The sequence below is a fragment of the Nonomuraea sp. NPDC049421 genome (assembly GCF_040677005.1).
In the GTDB taxonomy this organism is placed as follows: Bacteria; Actinomycetota; Actinomycetes; order Streptosporangiales; family Streptosporangiaceae; genus Nonomuraea; species Nonomuraea salmonea.
The window spans coordinates 53,786-75,449 of record NZ_JBFAQA010000001.1; the positions used below are offsets into that span (position 1 = coordinate 53,786).

At 70.5% G+C, this 21,664-nt stretch carries 18 protein-coding genes; 10 read left to right on the plus strand and 8 right to left on the minus strand.

What is annotated here, in order from left to right:
- Both AB0K18_RS00200 and AB0K18_RS00205 read right to left on the minus strand, forming a co-directional pair.
- Nucleotides 1–777: an enoyl-CoA hydratase/isomerase family protein gene (locus AB0K18_RS00200; protein WP_364907626.1), complete on the minus strand. Its 777-nt coding sequence runs from the start codon at nt 775–777 to the stop codon at nt 1–3.
- A gap of 2 nt (nt 778–779) precedes the next feature.
- Nucleotides 780–1,496, minus strand: a complete 717-nt coding sequence (locus tag AB0K18_RS00205) for a FadR/GntR family transcriptional regulator (protein WP_364907628.1) — start codon at nt 1,494–1,496, stop codon at nt 780–782.
- 236 nt (nt 1,497–1,732) lie between these two features.
- Between AB0K18_RS00205 and AB0K18_RS00210 the strand changes: the two genes are divergently transcribed.
- The 8 genes from AB0K18_RS00210 (at nt 1,733) to AB0K18_RS00245 (ending at nt 11,990) form a co-directional block, all read left to right on the plus strand.
- Entirely contained in the window at nt 1,733–2,383 is a 651-nt protein-coding gene (locus tag AB0K18_RS00210; protein ID WP_364907630.1) for an aspartate/glutamate racemase family protein, read from the plus strand.
- Nucleotides 2,376–3,623, plus strand: coding sequence for a RuBisCO large subunit C-terminal-like domain-containing protein (locus tag AB0K18_RS00215; protein ID WP_364907633.1), 1,248 nt, complete (start codon nt 2,376–2,378; stop codon nt 3,621–3,623). Before AB0K18_RS00210 ends, AB0K18_RS00215 begins: the two co-directional genes overlap by 8 nt.
- 72 nt (nt 3,624–3,695) lie before the next feature.
- The gene (locus AB0K18_RS00220; protein WP_364907636.1) at nt 3,696–5,057 is read left to right on the plus strand and encodes a four-carbon acid sugar kinase family protein; all 1,362 of its coding nucleotides are present in this window, start codon (nt 3,696–3,698) and stop codon (nt 5,055–5,057) included.
- A gap of 8 nt (nt 5,058–5,065) precedes the next feature.
- Nucleotides 5,066–6,046, plus strand: a complete 981-nt coding sequence (locus tag AB0K18_RS00225; protein WP_364907639.1) for an aminoglycoside phosphotransferase family protein — start codon at nt 5,066–5,068, stop codon at nt 6,044–6,046.
- 354 nt (nt 6,047–6,400) lie between these two features.
- The gene (locus AB0K18_RS00230; protein WP_355419047.1) at nt 6,401–7,378 is read left to right on the plus strand and encodes an ABC transporter permease; all 978 of its coding nucleotides are present in this window, start codon (nt 6,401–6,403) and stop codon (nt 7,376–7,378) included.
- A 3-nt stretch (nt 7,379–7,381) separates the two neighbouring features.
- A complete protein-coding gene (locus AB0K18_RS00235; RefSeq protein ID WP_364907643.1) occupies nt 7,382–8,224 on the plus strand; it encodes an ABC transporter permease in 843 nt (280 codons plus the stop codon).
- Nucleotides 8,221–10,287: an ABC transporter ATP-binding protein gene (locus tag AB0K18_RS00240; protein WP_364907646.1), complete on the plus strand. Its 2,067-nt coding sequence runs from the start codon at nt 8,221–8,223 to the stop codon at nt 10,285–10,287. The genes AB0K18_RS00235 and AB0K18_RS00240 overlap by 4 nt, the downstream gene beginning before the upstream one ends.
- Nucleotides 10,284–11,990 carry an ABC transporter family substrate-binding protein gene (locus AB0K18_RS00245; RefSeq protein WP_364907649.1) on the plus strand — a complete coding sequence of 569 codons (1,707 nt, stop codon included), beginning with the start codon at nt 10,284–10,286 and terminating at the stop codon, nt 11,988–11,990. The genes AB0K18_RS00240 and AB0K18_RS00245 overlap by 4 nt, the downstream gene beginning before the upstream one ends.
- Before the next feature lie 68 nt (nt 11,991–12,058).
- Here the strand turns inward: AB0K18_RS00245 and AB0K18_RS00250 are convergent, their stop codons facing one another.
- From AB0K18_RS00250 to AB0K18_RS00260, 3 genes are all read right to left on the minus strand, one after another.
- Nucleotides 12,059–12,454, minus strand: coding sequence for a peptidase inhibitor family I36 protein (locus AB0K18_RS00250; RefSeq protein WP_364907651.1), 396 nt, complete (start codon nt 12,452–12,454; stop codon nt 12,059–12,061).
- A 73-nt stretch (nt 12,455–12,527) separates the two neighbouring features.
- Nucleotides 12,528–13,862, minus strand: coding sequence for a glycosyltransferase family 2 protein (locus AB0K18_RS00255; RefSeq protein ID WP_364907654.1), 1,335 nt, complete (start codon nt 13,860–13,862; stop codon nt 12,528–12,530).
- Nucleotides 13,859–14,020 carry a hypothetical protein gene (locus AB0K18_RS00260; RefSeq protein ID WP_364907657.1) on the minus strand — a complete coding sequence of 54 codons (162 nt, stop codon included), beginning with the start codon at nt 14,018–14,020 and terminating at the stop codon, nt 13,859–13,861. The genes AB0K18_RS00255 and AB0K18_RS00260 overlap by 4 nt, the downstream gene beginning before the upstream one ends.
- A gap of 235 nt (nt 14,021–14,255) precedes the next feature.
- Here AB0K18_RS00260 and AB0K18_RS00265 point away from each other — a divergent pair, with 235 nt between their 5' ends.
- The gene (locus AB0K18_RS00265) at nt 14,256–16,724 is read left to right on the plus strand and encodes a glycoside hydrolase family 3 N-terminal domain-containing protein (protein ID WP_364907660.1); all 2,469 of its coding nucleotides are present in this window, start codon (nt 14,256–14,258) and stop codon (nt 16,722–16,724) included.
- Nucleotides 16,725–16,869: 145 nt separating this feature from the next.
- Here the strand turns inward: AB0K18_RS00265 and AB0K18_RS00270 are convergent, their stop codons facing one another.
- Nucleotides 16,870–17,391 (minus strand): snapalysin family zinc-dependent metalloprotease, encoded by a 522-nt coding sequence (locus AB0K18_RS00270; RefSeq protein WP_364907663.1) that lies wholly within the window; start codon nt 17,389–17,391, stop codon nt 16,870–16,872.
- Between the two features lie 98 nt (nt 17,392–17,489).
- Nucleotides 17,490–18,644 (minus strand): hypothetical protein, encoded by a 1,155-nt coding sequence (locus AB0K18_RS00275; protein WP_364907666.1) that lies wholly within the window; start codon nt 18,642–18,644, stop codon nt 17,490–17,492.
- A gap of 233 nt (nt 18,645–18,877) precedes the next feature.
- Between AB0K18_RS00275 and AB0K18_RS00280 the strand changes: the two genes are divergently transcribed.
- Nucleotides 18,878–20,740: an ABC transporter ATP-binding protein gene (locus AB0K18_RS00280; protein ID WP_364907669.1), complete on the plus strand. Its 1,863-nt coding sequence runs from the start codon at nt 18,878–18,880 to the stop codon at nt 20,738–20,740.
- A 549-nt stretch (nt 20,741–21,289) separates the two neighbouring features.
- On the opposite strand, the gene AB0K18_RS00285 is transcribed toward AB0K18_RS00280, so the two are convergent.
- Nucleotides 21,290–21,601: an EthD family reductase gene (locus AB0K18_RS00285; RefSeq protein WP_364907671.1), complete on the minus strand. Its 312-nt coding sequence runs from the start codon at nt 21,599–21,601 to the stop codon at nt 21,290–21,292.
- Between the last annotated feature and the right edge of the window lie 63 nt (nt 21,602–21,664).

Here is a 21,664-nt window from a genome sequence, read left to right on the forward strand (position 1 = left end):
TCAGCGTCCCTCGAAGACGGGTTCGCGGCGGGCGGCGAACGCGGCCCTGCCCTCGGCGGCGTCGGCCGTGGCGAAGCAGACGGTCTGCAGGTCGCGCTCGTACCTGATGGCCTGGTCGAGCGGCATCGAGTAGGCGGCGCCCAGGTTGGCCTTGGCGGTCTGCGCGGCGATCGGCGGACGCCTGGCGATGGTGGCGGCCAGCTCCTTGGCCGCCGTCATCAGCTTGTCCTGCGGGTGCACATCGGTGACCAGGCCCCACGACAGCGCGCGGGCGGCGTCGATCGGGTCGCCGGTCAGCAGCATCATGGCCGCGTTGCTCGGCCCCACCGCGTGCGCGAGCAGCGCCGACTGGCCGCTGCCGCCGATCCAGCCCAGCTTGATCTCCGGCGCGGCGAACGTCGCCGTCTCGGACGCCAGCCGGATGTCGCAGGCCAGCGCCAGCTCCAGGCCGCCGCCGTAGGCGTACCCGTTGACCGCCGCGATGATCGGCTTGCGCAGCGCGCGGACGGCGTCGCCGTAGTCGCCGCGGTTGCGGAACTCCCACGGCGTCGCGTACTCGTCCAGCTCGCGGATGTCGCTGCCGACGCAGAACGAGCGCTCGCCCGCGCCCGTCAGGACGGCCACCCTGATCTGCGGGTCGGCGTCCACCCTGGTCAGGCAGGCGCGCAGCGCGGCGGCCATGTCGGGGGTGATGGCGTTGAGCTTGGCGGGTCGGTTGAGGGTGACGACGGCCACCGGGCCGTCGACGTCGATGAGGACGTCCAAGGGGAGGCTCATTTCTAGCAGCAGAGACGTACGTGCTGTTCGGCGTCGGCGCGGGCCACCTCGACCACCGTGCGCATGGCCTCCTCGGCCTTGCGGTGGTGGCGGCGCCTGATGGCCTGGGCCACGCGCTCGTGGTTCGGCAGCGTTTCCTTGTTGTGCGCCACCGAGCGGGTGTGCACCTGGCGCACGGACCGCAGGGCGATGCTGATCATGTCGTAGAGGTAGAGCAGCAGGTCGTTGTCGGCGGCGGCGAACACCGCCTGGTGGAAGGCCAGGTCGGCCTCGATGAACGGCTCGGGGTCGTCGGCCGTGGCGTACAGCGCGGCCAGGGCCTCGTCGATGCGGCGCAGGGCCGCCGCGTCGGCCCGCTCGGCCGCCACCCTCGCGGCGCCGGGCTCCAGCGCGACCCGCAGGTCGGCCAGCACCCGGATGTCCTCGGGGCGCGGCTCGGGCTCGAAGCGCCAGCTCAGCACGTCGGCGTCGAGCAGGCTCCACGACTCGCGGGGCCGCACGATCGTGCCCGCGCTCCTCCTGGTCTCCAGCAGACCCTTGCCGGCCAGCACCTTCACGCCCTCGCGCACCGCCGAGCGGCCCACGCCCAGCTCGCCGACCAGCTCCTCCTCGATGGGGATGGAGGTGCCCGGCGTCAGCTCGCCGTTGACGATGCGGGCGCCGAGCGCGCGTACGACCTGGACGTGCCGGGCCGCGTCACTGCGGGGATCAGTAGCCACGGACCCGCACGCTATCCCGAGCCCGGCCGAATTCCTAGACCCTTCATCAGATGAAGTTCGAGTTTCATCTGATGAAGTCTTCACAGAGTCGCGGTCCGGTAGTAGCTTGCCGTGAGGCTGGCAGCATGCTGTGAGGCTGGTAGCCCGCCGTAAGGCGCTGACCGACATATCCCCCACATATCTCGACATCTGCCGACCTCGACCCACCTCCACCCCCCGTTCGCGAGGGAGCGGCCATGACGACCCTGGGACTCATCCACACCTCGGCCACGCTCGTGCCGGTCTTCGCCGGCCTGTGCGCGCGGCACCTGCCGGGCGTCGAGACGTTCAACATCGTCGACGACAGCCTGATCAAGAACACCGTCACCGCCGGGCGCCTCACCCCTGACACCGCGCGCCGCGTCGCCGGGCACATCGCCTCCGCCGAGTCGGCGGGCGCCGACCGCATCCTGGTCACCTGCTCGTCCATCGGCGCCGCCGTCGAGGCCGCCGAGCCGCTGACCGGCGTACCCGTCACCCGCGTGGACCGGCCCATGGCCGACCGCGCCGTCGCCATCGGGCGCAGGATCGGTGTCATCGCCACCCTCGCCACCACCCTCGACCCCACCGCCGACCTCGTACGCCGCCGCGCCGAAGCGGCAGGAGCCGGCGTCACGCTCACCGCCCGGCTGTGCGAGGGCGCGTTCGAGGCGCTGATGAGCGGCGACGCCGCCACCCACGACGCCCGCGTCGCCGCCGCCCTCACCGAGCTGGCCGGGGAGGTGGACGTCATCGTGCTCGCCCAGGCGTCCATGGCCAGGGTCGCGGACGCCGTCGTCTCGCCCGTGCCCATCCTGGCCAGCCCGCCCCTGGCCATGGAGCACCTCGCGAAGGAGCTGCATGCGTGAGCTGACCGTCGCCACGTACCAGGTCGTCACCCGGCTGCCGCTCGACCAGGCGGTCGGGGCGATCGCCGGGGAGCAGAGCACCGGGACGTTCGTCAGCGTCGCCGGCGAGACCGACGAGCTACGCGCCCGGCACGGCGCCGTCGTGCTGGACATCACCGAGGTCCCGCCGCCGATCTCCGAGCCGCTGCCGGGGGCGCGCGGTGACGGGCCCCTGCGGGCGGCGCTCGTCCGCATCGGGTTTCCCCTGGAGAACACCGGGCCTTCGCTGACGAACCTGCTGCCCGTCGTCGCCGGCAACCTCTACGAGCTGCGCGAGGCGGCCGGGCTCAAGCTCGTCGACCTGGAGCTGCCCGCCGCGTTCGGGGCGGCTTACCTGCCGGCCGCGTACGCCGTCGAAGGCACCAGGCGGCTCGTCGGGCGGCCTGACGGGGTGCTCATCGGCACCATCGTCAAGCCCAACGTCGGGCTGCGGCCCGCCGACTATGTGCCGCTCGTGCGCGAGCTGGGGCTGGCCGGGGCCGACTTCATCAAGGACGACGAGGTCAACGCCGACTGCCCGCCCGCGCCGCTCGCCCAGCGGGTCAAGGCGGTCACCGGGGCGCTCGACGAGGTCGAACGGCGTACCGGGCGGCGGCCCATGTACGCCTTCAACATCAGCGACGAGCCCGACCGCATGCTGCGCAACCACGACCTGGTGGTGGCCGCGGGCGGGACCTGCGTGATGGTCAACCTCAACGTCGTCGGCCTCCCGGCCGTCGCCATGCTGCGGCGCCACGCCCGCGTCCCCATCCACGCCCACGTCACCGGCATCGGGGCCCTCACCCGGCACCCGGGGCTGGGGATCGGGTACGTGGCGTACCAGAAGCTGGCCCGCCTGGCCGGCGTGGACCACCTCCACTGCGGCGGCTTCCACAGCAAGTTCTACGTCACCGACGACGAGGTGGCCTCGACGGTCACCGCCGTCCGCACCCCGCTGCTCGGCGGCTTCCCCTGCCTGCCCGTCCTCTCCTCCGCCCAATGGGCCGGCACCGCCCCCGTCACCTTCGCCCGCACAGGCACAGACGACCTGCTGGTCTTGGCCGGCGGCGGCATCCTCGGCCACCCCGACGGCCCCGCAGCCGGGGTCACCAGCATCCGCCAAGCCTGGACGGCAACGACCTCCGGCACCCCCCTGGACAAGACAGACACCCCTGAACTAACCCGCGCCCTGACCCACTTCGGCGAAGCAGTCCCCCGATGACCCGCCCGTCCGAGCCGGCCACCCTCCCACCCCACCCCACCCCTTCAGAAGCGTCCGCTCAGGGGTGGTGTGGTGACGCTTTTCGGGTTTGTTGCTGATGACTTCACCGGGGCTACGGACGCCTTGTGGCAGTTCAGGCGCTTTGGGCTGAGCGGGTCGCTGGTCACCGATGTGCGGCGGTTGCACGATCGCACCGACGTCATCGGGGTCGCCACCACGGCGAGGGCCGCGGAGGATCCGGTGGCGGTCGCGCTGCCGGCGCTTGAGGCGGTGGCTGCTCTCGGGCCGGCGGTGGTGCAGTACAAGGTCTGCTCGACGTTCGACTCCGCGCCCGAGCGGGGCAGCATCGGGGCCGTCATCGCGGCCCTGCGCCGCACCGGGCTCGCTGAAGAGCCGGTGCCGGTGCTGGCCGCGCAGCCCGAGTTCGGGCGTTACACCTGGTACGCCAACCACTTCGTCCGCTATGGCGATGACGTGCTCAGACTCGACCGTTACCCTCCGGCCCGCGACCATCCGGTCACCCCTGCCACGGAGGCCGACCTGCGGGTCCGGCTCACCGAGCAGGGCGCTGGGCGGGTCGGCCGGCTGCCGGCGGACGCGACGCCCGAGCAGTACCTCGCCCGCCGGGACGACGACGCCTTCATCGCCGACGCCACCACCGACGCCCACCTCCACACCCTCGGCCACCTCCTCCTCTCCACCATGTGGCCCCCGCCTGCGGAGCCTCTCCCAGCCGGTCGGTCCTCCCCTTCGGGGCCTCTCCCCGCCGGTCGGTCTTCGGGCTCGGGGGCCGTCCCCGCCGGGCGGGTGCTGTGGTGTGTGGGGTCCGGTGGATTGAGCCAGGCGCTGGCGTGGGCGGCGGCAGAGCGGCGGGCGTCCATGGGACACGGGCCCGGACCGGTCGGACAGAGCCCGGGAGCGGCCGGGCGGTCGGTGCTGGGGGCGGTGGCGCCGGTGTTGGTGGTTTCCGGAAGCCGGTCTTCCGTTACCGCGCGGCAGATCGCGGCCGCCGCACGAGCCGGGTGGGAGGTGGTGGATGTGGCCAAGGGGCTCTCAGTGGCGGAGGAGAGTTTGCGGGCGGGGCGGCACACCATCGTGCAGTCCACCCTGGGGGCTCTTCGTGATCCGGAAGGCATCGGCGACATGCTGGGGCGGGTGGCTGTGGTCGCGGTGCGGGGTGGGTTGACGCGGCGGGTGGTGGTGGCCGGGGGCGACACCTCGGGGCAGGTGGTGGCGGCGTTGGGTGCCTACGCGCTGGACGTGGTCGGATCCCTGGCGGTGGGTGGGCCCGTTTGCGTGCTCTCCTCCGACGATCCGGCGGTTGATGGGCTGGAGGTGGCGCTCAAAGGCGGGCAAGTGGGGGCGGAGGACTTCTTTCTCCGGGCGGCCGAGGGGGTCGTTCCCACCCTGGACGGTGGCCGCTGGGCGGGATGATGGTCGGCATGCACTTCCAGCCGATCGAGCGCCCCACCCAGGCGTTCCAGCAGCCCGTGACCCCCGCCCACCTCCAGGAGATCAGCCGCCGGGTCTTCGGCCGCGACGCCGTGGAGGCGGTCGAGCTGGGACTCGGCATGTACAACACCACGTACAAGGTGACGATCGAGGGGCGGGACCGGCCGGTGGTGATGCGGTTCGCGCCGGAGCCCGCCCGTCAGGCCCGCTCCGAGCGGGAGCTGATGCGCAACGAGTACGCGACCGCCCCCTACCTCGCCCCGATCGCCCCGCTGATGCCCAGGATCATCGCCGCCGACTGGTCGCACGAGCTGATCGGCCGCGACTACCTCGTGCAGACGCTCCTGGACGGCGTGCCCGCCCCCGACGGCCTGCCCGGCTACCCTCGCCCCACCTGGACGAGCTTCTTCAGGACGATGGGGGAGATCACCAGGAAGATCCACGACGTGCGCGGCCCGGCGTTCGGCCCGGTGGCGGCGCCCGCGTACCGGACGTGGAGCGAGGCCGTGGCCGGCGCCCTGCGCCAGCTGGCCGCCGACGCCGAGGACGCCGGCCTGCACGCCGCCGACCTGCGCAAGGCCGCCGCGCTGGCGGAGGAGCGGCGTGACGTGCTCGACGAGGTCACCGAGCCGCGCCTGCTCACCGGTGACCTGTGGACGGTCAACACCATGATCGCGAAGGACGCGCCAGAGCCCACGCTGACCGGGGTGCTCGACTTCGACCGTACGTGGTGGGGCGACCCGGCCGCCGACTGGACGATCAGGATGGCGAACGCCAAGCAGGACGAGCGGCTGGCGTTCTGGGAGACGTACGGGAAGCAGGACCGCACCCCCGCCGCGGCCTGGCGCTCGCTGATCTACGAGATCCGCCATCTCGGCGCCGTCCGGCTGGAGCGCCACCGTCACGGGGAGTACGACGGCGTCGCGCGGTCCTACGACGACGTGGCCGCCGTGCTCGCGGAGATCGATTGAGGCTCACAGCGGCGCCTCTCCGAATATGATGTTGATCATCGATCCGGGCCGTCAATTGATGTCCGGATTCTGTGACACAAGCCCCTGCGAGAGGCGGCGGAACGGCCATCTGATCAGCCACATTTCCGCAGGTAGCCCCGTGTTTTCCGGGTCCCGGAGCGGGCTGTGACGATCTATTGCGAGTGACCTGACCGTTATATTTCACGATTCTGACTGTTATCGCTTTGCTTATATATTGCGCGGTGATCAGTCATCTTGACGTCACGTGAATTTCGCGATGTGAGATGGGATTTCCGTTGAGGAGGCGTCGCTCCGCGAGGGGTTCGCGCCCTCGGTCAACGCGAACGGAGAGTGATGGGCAAGTACCTGCTCCGCAGGTTGGCGATAAATGTGATCTTGGTCGCTATCGCGGCAAGCTTGGCGTACATGCTCGCGGCCACCACCATGAATCCGCGAGGGGCGTACGAGGGGCGGCAGCCCCCGGTTCCCGAGGCGACCATCGACGCCACACTTGACGCCTACAACCTGAACGACAAGACGCCCGTGCTCGAGCGCTACGCGACCTGGGCCTCGGGCGTCATCACCGGAGACTTCGGCAAGACCTGGAACGGCGGCTCGGTCAACGCCGAGATGGGCCGCCGGGTCATGGTCAGCCTCCGGCTCCTGCTCATCGGCACCCTGCTGGGGTTCGCGGTGGGCGTGGCGCTGGGTGCGATCTCCGCGGTCAAGCAGTACAAGCTCAGTGATCGGTTAATAGGGGTCAGTTCCTTCGTCATCATGGCGATTCCGGTGTTCGTGCTGGCCACGTTGCTGGCGATCGCGACGTACAACCTCAACAGAGGGCTCGGGTTCACGCTGATCGAGTACACCGGCGAGTACGACCCCCGGCTCTCCGGCTGGGACCAGTTCCTCAACCGGCTGAACCACCTCATCCTCCCGACGATCTCCCTCAGCCTCGGCTCCATCGCGTTCTACAGCCGGATCCAGCGCAACATGATGCTCGACGTGCTGAACCAGGACTTCGTCCGCACCGCGATGGCCAAGGGCCTGCGGCGCAGGACGGCGCTCATCAAGCACGCGCTGCGCACGGCGCTGATCCCGTCGGCGACGTACTTCGCGTTCGCGTTCGGGACGATGTTCACCGGCGCCACGTTCACGGAGAAGATCTTCGCCTGGCACGGCATGGGCGCCTGGCTGGTCGACTCGATCAACCAGAACGACGTGAACTCGGTGGCCGCGGTGACCTTCTTCGCCGCGGTGTGCGTGCTCGCGGCGTCGTTCCTGTCGGACCTGCTGGTGGCGGCCCTCGATCCACGGGTGCGGGTGAGCTAGAAGATGCGATCGAAAGTCGTCCTGAGGCGCCTGCTGCGCAACAAGCAGGCCCGCTACGGGGTCATCGCGCTGGTCCTGCTGGTGGCGCTGGCCTACGTCGGCCCCTTCATCGGCCCGTACGACTGGACCGACAAGGACTTCCTCGCCTTCCTGTCGCCGCCGGGCGCCGACCACTGGTGGGGCACCACCTCGATCGGCCAGGACATGTACGCGGTCACGCTGCGCGGCATGCAGAAGTCGATCGTCATCGGCCTGCTGGTGGCGCTGATCTCCACCGGCCTGGCCGCGCTGGTGGGCGCGTTCGCCGGCTACTTCGGCGGCTGGGTGGACAAGGCCCTCATGTGGGGCGTGGACCTGCTCCTCGTCCTGCCCAGCTTCCTCATCATCGCGATCGTCTCGCCGCAGCTGAAGGACGGCGCGTCCTGGCTGTGGTTCGTGGTGCTGCTGGCCGCGTTCTCCTGGATGATCACCTCACGGGTGGTGCGGAGCATGACGCTCTCGCTGCGCGAGCGCGAGTACGTCCTGGCCGCCGTCTACATGGGCATCCCGCGCTGGAAGATCATCATGCGGCACATCGTGCCCAACCTGTCGTCGCTGCTGATCATCGACGCGACGCTGAACGTCAGTGGCGCGATCATCGGCGAGGCGGCGCTGTCCTTCTTCGGCTTCGGCATCCAGCCGCCCGACGTCTCGCTCGGCACGCTGATCGCGCTCGGCGCCGGCAACGCCACCGGCTACCCGTGGCTGTTCGCCTTCCCCGCCGGCCTGCTGGTCGCGCTCGTGCTGAGCGTGAACCTGATCGGCGACGGGCTGCGTGACGCACTCGACCCGGGGAGCAACCTGTGAGCATCTTGGAGGTCAAGGACCTCACCGTCACCTTCCCCGGCGGCATCGAGGCCGTGCGCGGCGTCAGCTACGAGGTCGAGCGCGGCGAAGTGCTCGGCATCGTGGGCGAGTCCGGCTCGGGCAAGTCCGTGACGTCGCTGGCCGTGATGGGCCTGCTGCCCAAGAACGCGGTGGTGGACGGCTCGGTCAAGCTGCACGGCCAAGAGCTGCTCGGCATGCAGGAAGACGAGCTGATCAAGGTACGCGGCAAGGCGATCAGCATGATCTTCCAGGATCCGCTGTCGGCCTTCACGCCCGTCTACACCATCGGCGACCAGATCGCCGAGGCCGTCCGCGTGCACCAGAAGGTGGGCAAGGACAAGGCGGCCAAGCGCGCCGTGGACCTGCTCGACCTCGTGGGCATCCCCAACCCGCGGCTGCGGGCCAAGGCGTTCCCGCACGAGTTCTCCGGCGGCATGCGCCAGCGCGCGATGATCGCCATGGCCATCGCCAACGACCCCGACCTGCTGATCTGCGACGAGCCGACCACCGCGCTCGACGTCACCATCCAGGCGCAGGTCCTGGAGGTGCTCAAGACCGCGCAGCAGGAGACCGGCGCCGGCATCGTGATGATCACCCACGACCTCGGCGTCATCGCCGGCATGGCCGACCGGGTGCTCGTCATGTACGCGGGCCGCCCGGTCGAGCAGGGGCCGGTGGACGACATCTACTACCGGCCGCGGATGCCGTACACGATGGGCCTGCTCGCCTCGATCCCCAGGGTCGACGGCGAGGAGGGGCCGCTGGTGCCGATCGAGGGCAACCCGCCGTCGCCGGCCTCGCTGCCGCCCGGCTGCCCGTTCGCGCCGCGCTGCCCGATGAAGGTCGACATGTGCGACGAGGAAGAGCCGCCGCTGACCCCGTTCGGCGGGGGACGCCACGTGGCCTGCATCCGCGCGCACGAGATCGAGCACAAGGGCCTGACCGGGGCGGACGTGTTCCCCGTGCCGGTCATCCCGCCGAGCGACGTCGTCCGCGTGCCGCGCGCCGAGCGCGCGACCGTGCTGGAGCTCGACGGCATGAAGCGGCACTACCCGCTGATGAAGGGCGCGATCTTCAAGCGCCGCGTGGGCACCGTCTACGCGGTCGACGGCATCAGCTTCGACATCGCCGAGGGCGAGACGCTGGCCCTGGTCGGCGAGTCAGGCTGCGGCAAGACCACCACGCTGCAGCAGATCATGCAGCTGGAGCCGCCGCAGGACGGTCGCGTCGTCGTGCTCGGCAAGGACAGCGGCAAGCTGGACAAGGCGGCCCGCCGCGAGCTGCGGCGGGACCTGCAGATCGTCTTCCAGGACCCCATGGCGGCGCTCGACCCGCGCATGCCGATCGGCGACATCATCGCCGAGCCGCTGCGCGCGCACGGCAAGAAGGATGTCGCCGCCAAGGTCGCCGAGCTGCTGCAGCTCGTCGGTCTCGCGCCGGAGCACGCCGAGCGTTACCCGCAGCAGTTCTCCGGCGGCCAGCGGCAGCGCATCGGCATCGCCCGCGCGCTGGCCCTGGAGCCCAAGATGCTCGTCCTGGACGAGCCCGTCTCGGCCCTGGACGTGTCCATCCAGGCAGGCGTGATCAACCTGCTGGAGGAGCTGAAGAACAGGCTGGGCCTGTCCTACCTGTTCGTGGCGCACGACCTGGCCGTGGTACGGCACCTGGCGGATCGGGTGGCCGTCATGTACCTCGGCAGGATCGCCGAGATCGGCGCGGTGGAGAACGTCTACGACCGGCCCGCGCACCCGTACACGCAGGCCCTGCTGTCGGCGATCCCGCTGCCCGACCCCGAGATGGAACGCACCCGCAAGCGGATCCTGCTCGAAGGCGACCTGCCCAGCCCGGCCGACCCGCCGTCTGGATGCAGGTTCCGCACCCGTTGCCCCAAGTTCGCCCGGCTCAGTGAGGGTGAGCGGCAGCGGTGTGTGGACGAAGAGCCCTCGGTTGCCCGGCTGACGAGCGCCGATCACGGCGCCGCCTGCCACTACGCGGAGGAAGTCGAGGTCATCACGGCCTCGGACAATCAGGAGGAAGAGTGAAGGTTCATCACCGTGCGGCCGCTGGGCTGGCGGTCCTGGCCATGGCCGTGGCGGCCTGTGGTGGCGGCGGTTCCGAGACCAAGCAGCCGAGCGCCGAGCAGTCGCAGCAGGCTCAGCAGCAGATGTCGGAGACCCCGGCCATCAGCATCAACCCCGTTCCCTACGAGCAGGTGAAGGACGGCGGCACGCTCACCCTGACCGTCGGCCAGTGGCCGAGCCAGTGGAACCCGTACCACGTGGACGGCAACCAGGCCGACACGACGGAGATGCGTGACACCTTCCTGCCGAGCGTGATGCTGGCGGACGAGGAGGCCAACTTCACGCCGAACCCCGACTACCTCACCGACGTGAAGGTGGACACGGCGTCCGGCAAGCAGGTCATCACCTACACCATCAACGAGAAGGCCACCTGGTCGGACGGCGAGCCGATCACCTGGAAGGACTTCGAGGCGGCCTGGAAGGCCCAGAACGGCGAGAACAAGAAGTACAAGCCGGCCTCCACCGACGGCTGGGACCGGATCGAGTCGGTCGCCAAGGGCGACTCGGACCGGGTCGTGGTCGTCACCTTCTCCAAGACGTACCCGGAGTGGCAGGGCCTGTTCTCGCCCCTCATGCCGGCCAAGCACATCGACTCGCCCGACGTGTTCGACAAGGACTACCTGCAGAAGGTTCCGGTCACCGCGGGCCCCTTCAAGGTCGAGAGCATCGACGAGGGCACCAAGACGCTGACCGTCGTGCGTGACGACAAGTGGTGGGGCAAGAAGGCCAAGCTCGACAAGGTCATCTTCCGTACCATCGAGACGCCCGCCGCGCAGGTCAACGCCTTCGCCAACGGCGAGATCGACATGGTGGAGATCCCGCCGGGCAGCCCCGCCGACCTCAAGCGGGCCAAGGAAGTCCCGAACGTGGACATCCGCAAGGCGCTCAGCCCCAACTGGCGGCACATCACCGTCAACAACCAGAGCGAGTTCCTGAAGGACAAGTCGGTCCGCCAGGCCGTGGCCTACGCGATCAACCGGGACGTGATCACGCAGTCCGACCTGAAGGACATGGACTGGCCGCTGCAGACGCTCGGCAACCACGTCTTCATGAACAACCACAAGGGTTACGTCGACAACTCAGGCGACCTCGGCAAGTACAACGTCGAGAAGGCCAAGCAGCTGCTCGACGCGGCCGGCTGGAAGCAGGAGAGCGAGGGCGCGACCCGCAAGAAGGACGGCAAGGAGTTCGAGCTGTCCTTCGTGGTGCCCGCGGGCGTGCCGTACGCCAAGACCGAGGGTGAGCTGACCCAGGCGATGCTGGCCGAGGCCGGCATCAAGCTGTCGATCCGCGCCGTCCCCGATGACAAGTTCTTCACCGACTACATCATCAAGGGCGACTTCGACCTGGTGCCGTTCTCCTGGATCGGCACGCCGCTGCCGCTCGGCTCGCTGCCGCAGATCTACAAGACCGGCTCCGAGAGCAACTTCCCGAAGTCGGAGAACCCCGAGCTGGACGCCGCCATCGATGACGCCGTGGGCGAGATGGACCCGGCCAAGGCCATCGAGAAGGCCAACGCGGCCGACAAGATGATCTGGGACATGGTGCACACGATCCCGCTGTACCAGCGCCCCGACATCCAGGCCGCCAAGAAGACGCTCGCCAACCTGGGCGCCGAAGGCTACAAGACCTACGACTGGACGATGGTCGGCTTCACCGGCTGACCCTCTCTCACCGGGCGACCCCCGGCCGGAGCTGCTCCGGCCGGGGGTCTTCCCGTGTCGGGGGGCCGTCATCCGTGGGAGTCGGCCGCGCCGCTCTTGACCGTGATGCCGCAGGAGGGGCCGCCGGGCCCGTCGAAGCGCACGGAGTCGAAGAAGTCGCGGTAGGTGGAGAAGAAGTTGCCCTTGTCCCGGGCGAAGGTGACGGCGGCGCAGCCGTCGTAGTTCGCCTCGGAGAAGAGGTAGATGAGGCTGTCCGTACGGTTCCAGTCGGACTTGGCGCGGTCGGCCATGCCCAGCGCGGCCAGGTCGGGGGTGTCGGCGTTGATCTGGATGACGTCCCCGGTGCCGTCGAGGCCGGAGAACATGCAGTAGTGGCCCTCCTGGCACCGGTCGTAGCCCTCGGCGGCCTGAGCCGGCGTGCCGAGCGCCGCCACGACGGCGGCGGCGAGCGGTAATGCCAGCATCTGAAGCTTCTTGCCCATGATTCCTCCAAGGGTGAAACTTTCTTTCAGATCGAACATACACGCCGCGATCTTGTCAGGAAAGGGATTGTTCTCCCTCCGTCAGCCCGACCTCCACGCCGCCCCTGGTGCCCCAGCTGCCGACCCGGTGACACGTCAGCACCGCGTACGCCAGCAGCGGGCGCAGCACCACCAGCCGCCAGAGCGCGGCGAGCGGGGCGAGCGCGAACGCCAGCAGCCGCGCCCCCGTGCTCTCGTCGGCGCGCCGCACCGTGAACAGCCGCAGCGCCATCACGTAGTTCATGGCCAGCCCCGCCTGTGCTCCGGCCACCGCCACCGCGCCCCAATCGACTCCCTTGTCGGCCAGCAGCACGACCGGGAGCGCCGCCATGAGCAGCAGGTGCAGGTGCTGCGCCACCGTGGTCCAGAAGACGACGCTCGTCAGCGGCAGGTACCGCAGCCACCACAGGTGCCGTACGGCCGTGCCGCGCATCCACCGGACCTGCTGCCTGGCGTAATGACCGAGGCGGGCCGGGGCCAGCGTGAACACCATCGCCGACGGCTGATGCACGGTCCGCCCGGCCAGCAGAGCGTGGAAGGTGAGCAGCGAGTCGTCGTTCATCTGCATCGGCCGGCCGCGGAAGCGCTCGTTCTCGTACGCGCCCGCGCACCGGCGCACCACGCTCGCCCGGTAGAAGGCCAGCGCGCCCGAGTTGAGCGTCACCCTGCGCAGCACCGAGCCCGCGCTGCGCAGACCGAGCGTGAACGGCAGGTAGAGCAGGCCCGTCAGCCGGCCGATCGGGCCCGCCGTCCGGTTCAGCACCAGCACCTGACCGGCCACCGACTGCACGCGCGGGTCCGCGAACGGGGCCAGGCCCTCCCTGACGGCGTGCCGGTCGAGCACCGAGTCGCTGTCGAGGGTGACGAACACGTCGCCGTCGTCCTCGGCCAGGACGTGCATCTGGGCGTGGCGCTTGCCCCGGTTCGGGGTGCGATCCCAGGTCGTCTCGACGCCGCGGACCGCCGCCTCCGACTCGAACGCGTGGCGGACGTCGTCGTACGGGACGTGCGAGCCGTCGTCCACCACCCGCACCCGCGTGACCGGCCTGCTCTGCGCCAGGACCGAGCGCAGGCAGGCGCGCAGCGCCTCAGGGTCCTCGTTGTAGACCGGCACCTGGACGGTCACCCGCAGCGTGTCCAGACCGGCCCGCTCGCCCGGCGGCGCGACGATCCTGCGCTCGCACCACGACAGGGGCAGCCACCACAGGAGCACGGCGGCGAGCAGCCAGGTGGTGGGGCCGGCGTCGTCCCCGGGCAGGGCCTCCAGCAGCCTGGTCAGGCTCCAGGCGGTGACGCCGGCGACGAGGAGCGCGAGGAGCCTCGGGTGGCCGGCGTACCTGGCGTCCTTCATGGGCACAGGGGAGTGCGGTCGCGGCGGAAGCGGGCGCGTACCAGGAAGGCGGTGCCCAGCGCGATCGACGCGCAGAGCGCGACCAGCCAGGGGTGACCGCCGGCCAGCGCGGCCACCGCCACGCCGCCGCCGTAGCCGGCCAGGGATCCGTACGCCATCGAGGGCCTCCTGAGGTGGAAGTGACGGCGGACAGTGTCGCCTGAACCGGGGCCCGGCCGGCCTCGCCGCCGGTCAAGAGGAGCTGAAAGTTTCACCGGCGTACGGCCCGTTTCCGCTGGTGCCCGCCGTCGCCGGGGCGGCGCGTCGAACGCGGCGCGGAAACTCGGGCATCGTGACCTACAGTGCTGTTGGGAGCGCTCCCATATCCCTTCTAGCCAGCCGGAGCAGCGTGCGATGAGCAGCAACCCGAGCAGAAAGAGGCGGGCGGGTGTGGCCGTCGTGCTCGCCCTCCTCGCCACGACCCTGACGGCGCCCTCGCCGGCGACGGCCGCTGTGATGGGTGCGGCGGCTCTGCCTTATCAGGACCCGAGCCTGCCTGTCGCCACCCGGGTCGACGACCTCATGGGCAGGATGTCGCTGGATGAGAAGCTGGGCCAGATGACGCAGGCCGAGCGCGGCTCGGTCAGCACGTCCGACGTCACCACGTACCGGCTCGGCTCGGTGCTGTCGGGCGGCGGCTCGGCCCCGTCGCCGAACACGGCCACCGGCTGGGCCGACATGTACGACAGGTTCCAGAACGCGGCCCTGGCCACCCCGCTCGGCATCCCCCTCGTCTACGGCGTGGACGCCGTGCACGGCCACAACAACGTCGTCGGCGCCACGATCTTCCCCCACAACATCGGGCTCGGCGCCACCCGCGACCCCGGCCTCGTCCAGCGCATCGGCCGCGCCACCGCCGAGGAGGTGGCCGGCACCGGCATCGACTGGAACTTCGCCCCCTGCCTGTGCGTGGCCCGCGACGACCGGTGGGGCCGCACGTACGAGTCGTACGGTGAGACCCCCGACCTGCCCTCGGAGATGGCCTCGATCATCACCGGCCTCCAGGGCGACACGCTGAACGGCCCCGCGTCCGTGCTCGCCACCGCCAAGCACTACCTCGGCGACGGCGGCACGGCGGGCGGCACCGACCAGGGCGACGCGCGCGTGTCCGAGTCCGAGCTGCGCGCTGTGCACCTGCCGCCGTTCGAGGCCGCCGTCGAGCGCGGCGTCGGCTCCGTGATGATCTCCTTCAGCAGCTGGAACGGGACCAAGCTGCACGGCCACCGCTATCTCATCACCGACGTGCTCAAGGGCGAGCTGGGCTTCGACGGCTTCGTGGTCTCCGACTGGAACGGCATCGACCAGATCGACGGCGCCCCCGGCACCTCGGCGCAGGACGTGCGCACCGCCGTGAACGCCGGCGTGGACATGGCGATGGTGCCCACCGAGTGGCGCCGCTTCATCGAGCTGCTGCGCGCCGAGGTGCAGGCAGGACGCGTCACCACCGCCCGGGTGGACGACGCCGTACGCCGGATCCTGACCAAGAAGTTCGAGCTCGGGCTGTTCGAGGAGCCGCTCACCGACCGGTCGTACACCTCGACCGTGGGCAGCGCCGCGCACCGGGCGCTGGCCCGCGAGGCGGTCGCCAAGTCGCAGGTCGTGCTGAAGAACGCGAACGACCTGCTGCCCCTCGCCAGGACCGGCGGCAAGATCTTCGTGGCCGGCAAGAGCGCCGACGACATCGGCAACCAGAGCGGCGGCTGGACGATCTCCTGGCAGGGCTCGTCCGGCGACATCACCCCCGGCACCACGATTCTGGAGGGCATCAGGGACACCGTCGGCTCCGGCGCCACCGTCACCTACAGCAGGGACGGCGGCGGCATCGACGGCTCCTACCGGGTGGCCGTCGCGGTCGTGGGCGAGACCCCGTACGCCGAGGGGCAGGGCGACCGGCCCGGCGGCCTCGGCCTCGACTCCACCGACCTCAACACGCTCGCCACCCTGCGGGCCTCCGGCGTGCCGCTCGTCGTGGTGCTCGTCTCGGGCCGGCCGCTCGACATCGCCGCGCAGCTGCCCGGCTGGGACGCCCTGGTCGCCGCCTGGCTGCCGGGCACCGAGGGACAGGGAGTGGCGGACGTGCTGTTCGGCGCCGTCGAGCCTTCCGGGAAGCTGCCCATGACCTGGATGAGCAGCGCGTCCCAGCAGCCGATCAACGCCGGTGACGGCAAGACGCCGCTGTTCCCGCAGGGGTTCGGGCTGACGTACGAGCCGGGCGGCGAGGAGGACGACACCAGCCCGCCCACCGCGCCAGGCACGCCCGCCGCCTCCGGCGTCACCTCCACCTCGGCCACCCTCACCTGGGCCGCCGCCACCGACGACGTCGGCGTGACGGGGTACGACGTGGTCCGCTTACAGGGCTCCGCCGAGTCACCGGCGGCCTCCGTCAGCACCACCGCCACCACGATCACCGGCCTGTCGCCGGACACCTCCTACACCTTCGCCGTCTACGCCAGGGACGCCGCGGGCAACCGCTCACCCCGCTCGGGCACGGTGACGCTGACGACGTCCGGCGGCGGCACGGGCGGCGGTTGCTCGGTCACGCCTTCCACGCAGAGCCAGTGGGGCAACGGGTACGTCATCCAGGCCACCGTCACCAACGGCGGCGCCGCCAGGACGTCCTGGACCGCCACCTTCACCCTGCCCGCCGGGCACACGATCACCGGGTCGTGGAACGCCTCCGTGAGCGTGAGCGGCGGGACCGTCACGGCGCGCAACGCGCCGCACAACGGGACGCTGGGGGCGGGCGCGAGCACGTCCTTCGGCTTCCAGGCGAGCCGCCCCAACGGCGACACCGCCCTCCCCTCCGGCTACACCTGCGACTGAACGGAAAGCCGCTCCCGTCTGACGGCGGAAGCGGCGAGGGAGGGGCGGCCCCGGTGGGCGGGGCCGCCCCTCCTGTCACTGTCTCCGCCGCGGCACGGTCCCCGGCGCCGGGCCGGGGGACCCTGCCTGGGACGCGCCGCCCGGGTCAGCGGTCCACGTGCAGCGTGCCGAACTCGACCTGCGGGGTGGCGCCCGCGAAGTTGCGGTCCACCTCGGCCCGCTCGGCCGCGCTCGGGTTGGCGTTGCGGCAGCTCACCGGCGCGCTCGAGCCGGACATCAGGTCGGTGCAGCGGCCCGTGCGGCGGTCGGGCAGGCCGAGGATGTGGCCGATCTCGTGGGTGGCGATGCGCAGCGGGTAGTAGCCCTGGTTCACGGCCTGCCGTCCCATCCAGACCGTGCCGCGCCCGAGCCCGGTGGGCAGCGCGCGGGGCCAGCCGTTGTCGGCCAGGACGACGAAGTGCGCGGGGGTGCCGCGGACCAGCCGGACGTTCGACACGCTGGCGTTCCAGACCTGGGCCGCCTGGTCCACGGTGGCGCTGAACTCGGCGGCGCGGCTCGCGTCGTACCGGATGACCGTGACCAGGGCGGTGGCCTGCGCCGGCGCGGTGACGAGCAGGAACGCCAGGCTCAGGACGGCGGACAGGGCGATGCGAAGGCGTTTCGACACGGAGCCTCCTCCGGGGGAGTGGGGGTGTTTGCGACGGTATGCGCCCCACCAGCCCCGGAAGAGGTATCAGATTGCCCCTATCGCCGTGATATGGCCCTTCAGCAGATCGTCTGGCGGCTGTTGACCAGCGTGTTGTTCCTGAAGGTCGTGTTGACGCCGCACGGGTTCTCGTTGATCGCGGAGTTCGTCACGGTGAGGTTCTGGATGACGATGTCGGAGGTGTTGGGGAACTCCGAGCGGGCCGCGAGCCTGATGTCGCCCGGCCCCTGCACGCTGCCGCCCTGGGCGGCGATGTTCACGTTGTAGCAGTTCTCGATCAGGATGGCGTTGTTGCCGGTCTGGGCGATGTCGACCCGGTTGATCACCGCGCCGCCGCTCTCCGAGACGCAGAACACGCCCCGGCCGCCGCCCCGCGCGATGACCCGGTCGACGCGGATGTTGGTGGGATAGCCCGATCCGATCCTGCCGTTCCTGTTGGCCATGCGGAAGGCCGCGTAACCGGTGCCCGTGCCCGCGTTCTGCGCGTCCACGGTGCCGACCGTGGCGTTGACGGTGTCGTTCAGGAGCAGGCCTGAGTGGCCGGTGTTCCTGGCCGTGACGGTGCCGACGGTGAGGCCGTCCACGCCGTACGTCTCCACGCCGTGCGTGCTGGTGCCCGAGACGTACACGTTGTCGATGCGCACGTTCCTCGTCCGTACGCTGCGGTCGCCGTGGTTGTCGATGCGGATGCCGAGACCCCTGGACAGGCGCAGGTCGATCTGGCCGAGGGTGACGTTGACGCCGTTGCGGACGAAGATGCCGTACAGCGGGGCGCCGGTGACGTTGAGGTGCTGGACCTCGACGTCCGTGACGCCTCTGGCGTACACGACGGCCTGGTCCCCCGAGCCGGAGCCGGTCACGTTCACGGTGCCGCAGACGTCCAGCACCGTGTAGCTCGGGAGCGACAGGCGCGAGCCGGCGCTCATCGAGCCCGAGCCGCGCACGACGACGCGCTGCTTGGAGGTGCGGCCGGCGGTGAGGCTGTTCACGGCGGCCTGCATGGCCGACAGCATGCTGCCGCCGGTGTAGACGGTCCTGGAGCCGTTGCGCGCGGTCCAGGTGCCGCCGCTGAGCACGGCCTCGGCGTTGTACGAGCCGTCGCCGCAGGCCAGCGCCTTGCTGGAGCGCGTCGCGGCGGCGGCGGCCGGGCCGGACAGTGTGCCCGCCGCGAGCACGAGCGCGGCGAGACCGGTGAGGAGTTTTCGGCTGGACATACTCCGCTCCCATGAATCGATTCATTTGCGACAAAACTGCTGACCTGCGCATTTATGCGGTGGAAAGCAGATGGAACGGGGGATGAATCGCACGGAGTATTACAACGTTCAAATCGGCCGTCAACCGGCGGTGAAACTTACATGACAAGTCCCCTGACCACCGTCGAACTCCTCACAAAAGCCGACCCTCGCCGCCACCGGAAACCGTCGGTGCCCGCGTGCACACTCAAAGCATGCAGAACGAGCCGCTCGACATCGGCGAACTCACCGTTCCCAATTGGAGCGCCCACACCGACAAGATGGCGGAGGTCGGCTTCCTGACCATCGCCAGACGGCTGCCCTCGCTCGTCGGCCAGGCGTTGCGCATGGCCTGGCAGGCGAGCCCCCGCGACACCCTGGCCACGGTCTCGCTCAGCCTGCTCGGCGGGCTGTTCACCGCGTTCGGCCTGCTGGCCACCACCGGCGTGCTGACCGCGCTGTTCAGCGAAGGCCCGACCCCCGACCGGGTCATGGCGGCGCTGCCCAGCCTCGCCCTCGTCGGCGCCGCCGCCGTGCTGCGCACCACCGTCCAAGCCGGGGCGGGCTGGGCGCAGTCCCGGCTCACCCCGCAGATCTCCCGGCTCACGGAAGAGCGCCTCTACGGCCTGACCAGCCAGGTCGAGCTCGTCGCCTACGACGACCCCGACTTCCACGACTCGCTCGAACGCGCCACCACGCGCGGCGTGACCGTGCCCGACTCCGTGGTCAGCTCGGCCGTCGACGTCGTCACCGCCGCCGTCGGCATCGCCGCCGCCGCGGGCGTGCTCGGCGTGCTGCACCCCGTTCTGCTCCCGCTGCTGCTGCTCGCCGTCCTGCCCGACGCCTGGGCGGCGGTCCGCACCGCCCGCATGCGCTACGCCGCCATGTACGCCCTGATCCCCGTACGCCGCCGCAAGTGGATCATGGCCGACCTGCTGGCCGAGCGCTCGTCGGCCGCCGAGGTGCGCTCTTTCACCATGCGCGGCTTCCTGCTGCGCCTGTACGACATCGTGGCCCGCTCCGAACAGGACGTCATGCTCGGCCTCGCCCGCCGGCAGACCGTGGCCAGGCTGGTGGGCGAGGCGCTCGGCGGCATCGGCACCGCGCTCGTCTACGTCGCGCTCGGCGTCCTGCTGGCCATCGCCGCCATCCCGCTCGCCGTCGCCGGCACCGCCGTCCTCGCCATCCGCTCCGGCCAGAACTCCCTCGCCAACCTCATGTACGCCACCAACCGCCTCTACGAGCAGGGCCTCTACTTCACCGACTTCCTCGAGTTCTGCGCCGAGGCCGAGCGCCGCGTCACCCGCCCGCGCCCCCTTCCCGCACCCGGCCGCTTCTCCTGCATCACCGCCGAGCACGTCACCTTCACCTACCCCGGCGCCGACCGCCCGGCCCTGCGCGGGGTGTCGGTGGAGATCAAGCAGGGCGAGGTGATCGCCTTCGTCGGCGAGAACGGCTCGGGCAAGACCACCCTCGCCAAAATCCTGTCCGGCCTCTACGAGCCCGACACGGGCACCGTCCGCTGGGACGACGTCGACCTGCGCCAGGTCAGCCCCGACGACCTGCGGCTGCGCACCGCCGTCATCGCCCAGGACCACACCCGCTGGCCGCTCGCCGCCCACTACAACATCACGATGGGCACCGACAAGGGCGAGGCCGCCCTCCACGCCGCCGCCTCGGTCGCCGGCGCCGACGAGGTCATCGCCGAGCTGCCCCAGGGCTACCGCACCCTGCTCGACCGCCGCTTCAAGGACGGCCACGAGCTGTCCGGCGGCCAGTGGCAGCGCATCGCCGTCGCGCGGGGCTTCCACCGGGACGCCGTCCTGCTCATCTGCGACGAACCCACGGCCGCCCTCGACGCCCGTGCCGAGCACGCCTTGTTCGAACGCGTCCGCTCCCACTCCGACGGCCGCACGGTCCTGCTCATCACCCACCGGCTGGCCAGCGTGCGTTACGCCGACCGCATCTACGTCCTCGACCACGGCGAGATCACGGAGCAGGGCGACCACGAAACCCTGATGACCCTGGGCGGCCTGTACGCCGACCTCTACACCTTGCAGGCCGCCGCCTACCGCTGACCTCAGGCCACGGTGACGTCAGGCCACGGTGACGTCAGGCCACGGTGACGTCAGGCCACGGTGACGTCAAGGAAGATGGGGCGCTTGTCGGCCATGAGCGGGGTGCCGTCGGTCCCCGTGGTCGCGGTCGCGTCCTCGGTGGGGCCGGACCCTGTCATCGCGTTAGCGGGTGGGGCGGCGCGCGTTGTGGTGGACGGGGAGGGTGGGGTCGGTGGTCGGGCCGGGTCCGGGGGTGGTGGCTTGTTCCCAGAGGGTGCGCCATTTGTGGCGGGTTTCCTCCTGGTTGTGGCCGAGGCGAAAGCTCGCAAAAGCACAAGCCGGTCCGGAAGCGGCCCCCCGGACGCTTCCGGACCGGCGACGGGCGCTCGTCGGCCGCAGTGCCTCGTCACCCACAGTGCGCTCGTCACATGACGATGTCCCCGGTTGTCATGTTCCTTCCGCCATTCACCATGCCGGCTAATCGGAAATGCGCCATGAGATGACCATCCAGCAATTGTCCGGGCATTGTCCACATGGCCATCTGGACCATTGCTGAGGCAGGGAGGAAGGTCAGACCACCGCGTCCGCCGGTCCCGTCACCATCGTGACCCCGGCACCGGCGAAGCTGGCCAGATCCGCGACCGCCGCCTTGCCTTCCTCGCCGGCCATTCCCGCATTGAAGGCGTCCTCGTCGTCAAAAGTCAGGACGGCGATCAGGTGGTACGCCGGGCGTTCGCCGCGTACGGCGGCGGGCCGCATGACCGTGTACGAGCGCAGCCCCGGCAGGCGGGCGGCGATCGGGGCGTGGACCGAGTCGTAGTGCTCGTCGAACGCCGAGACGTCCTCGGGGTGGTGGTACATGACGATGAGCTGGAAAGCCATGGGTGGTCGTCCTCCCTGATCGCGGATGTTCTCCGATCAAACCGGGATCCGCCGCCGCGCGAT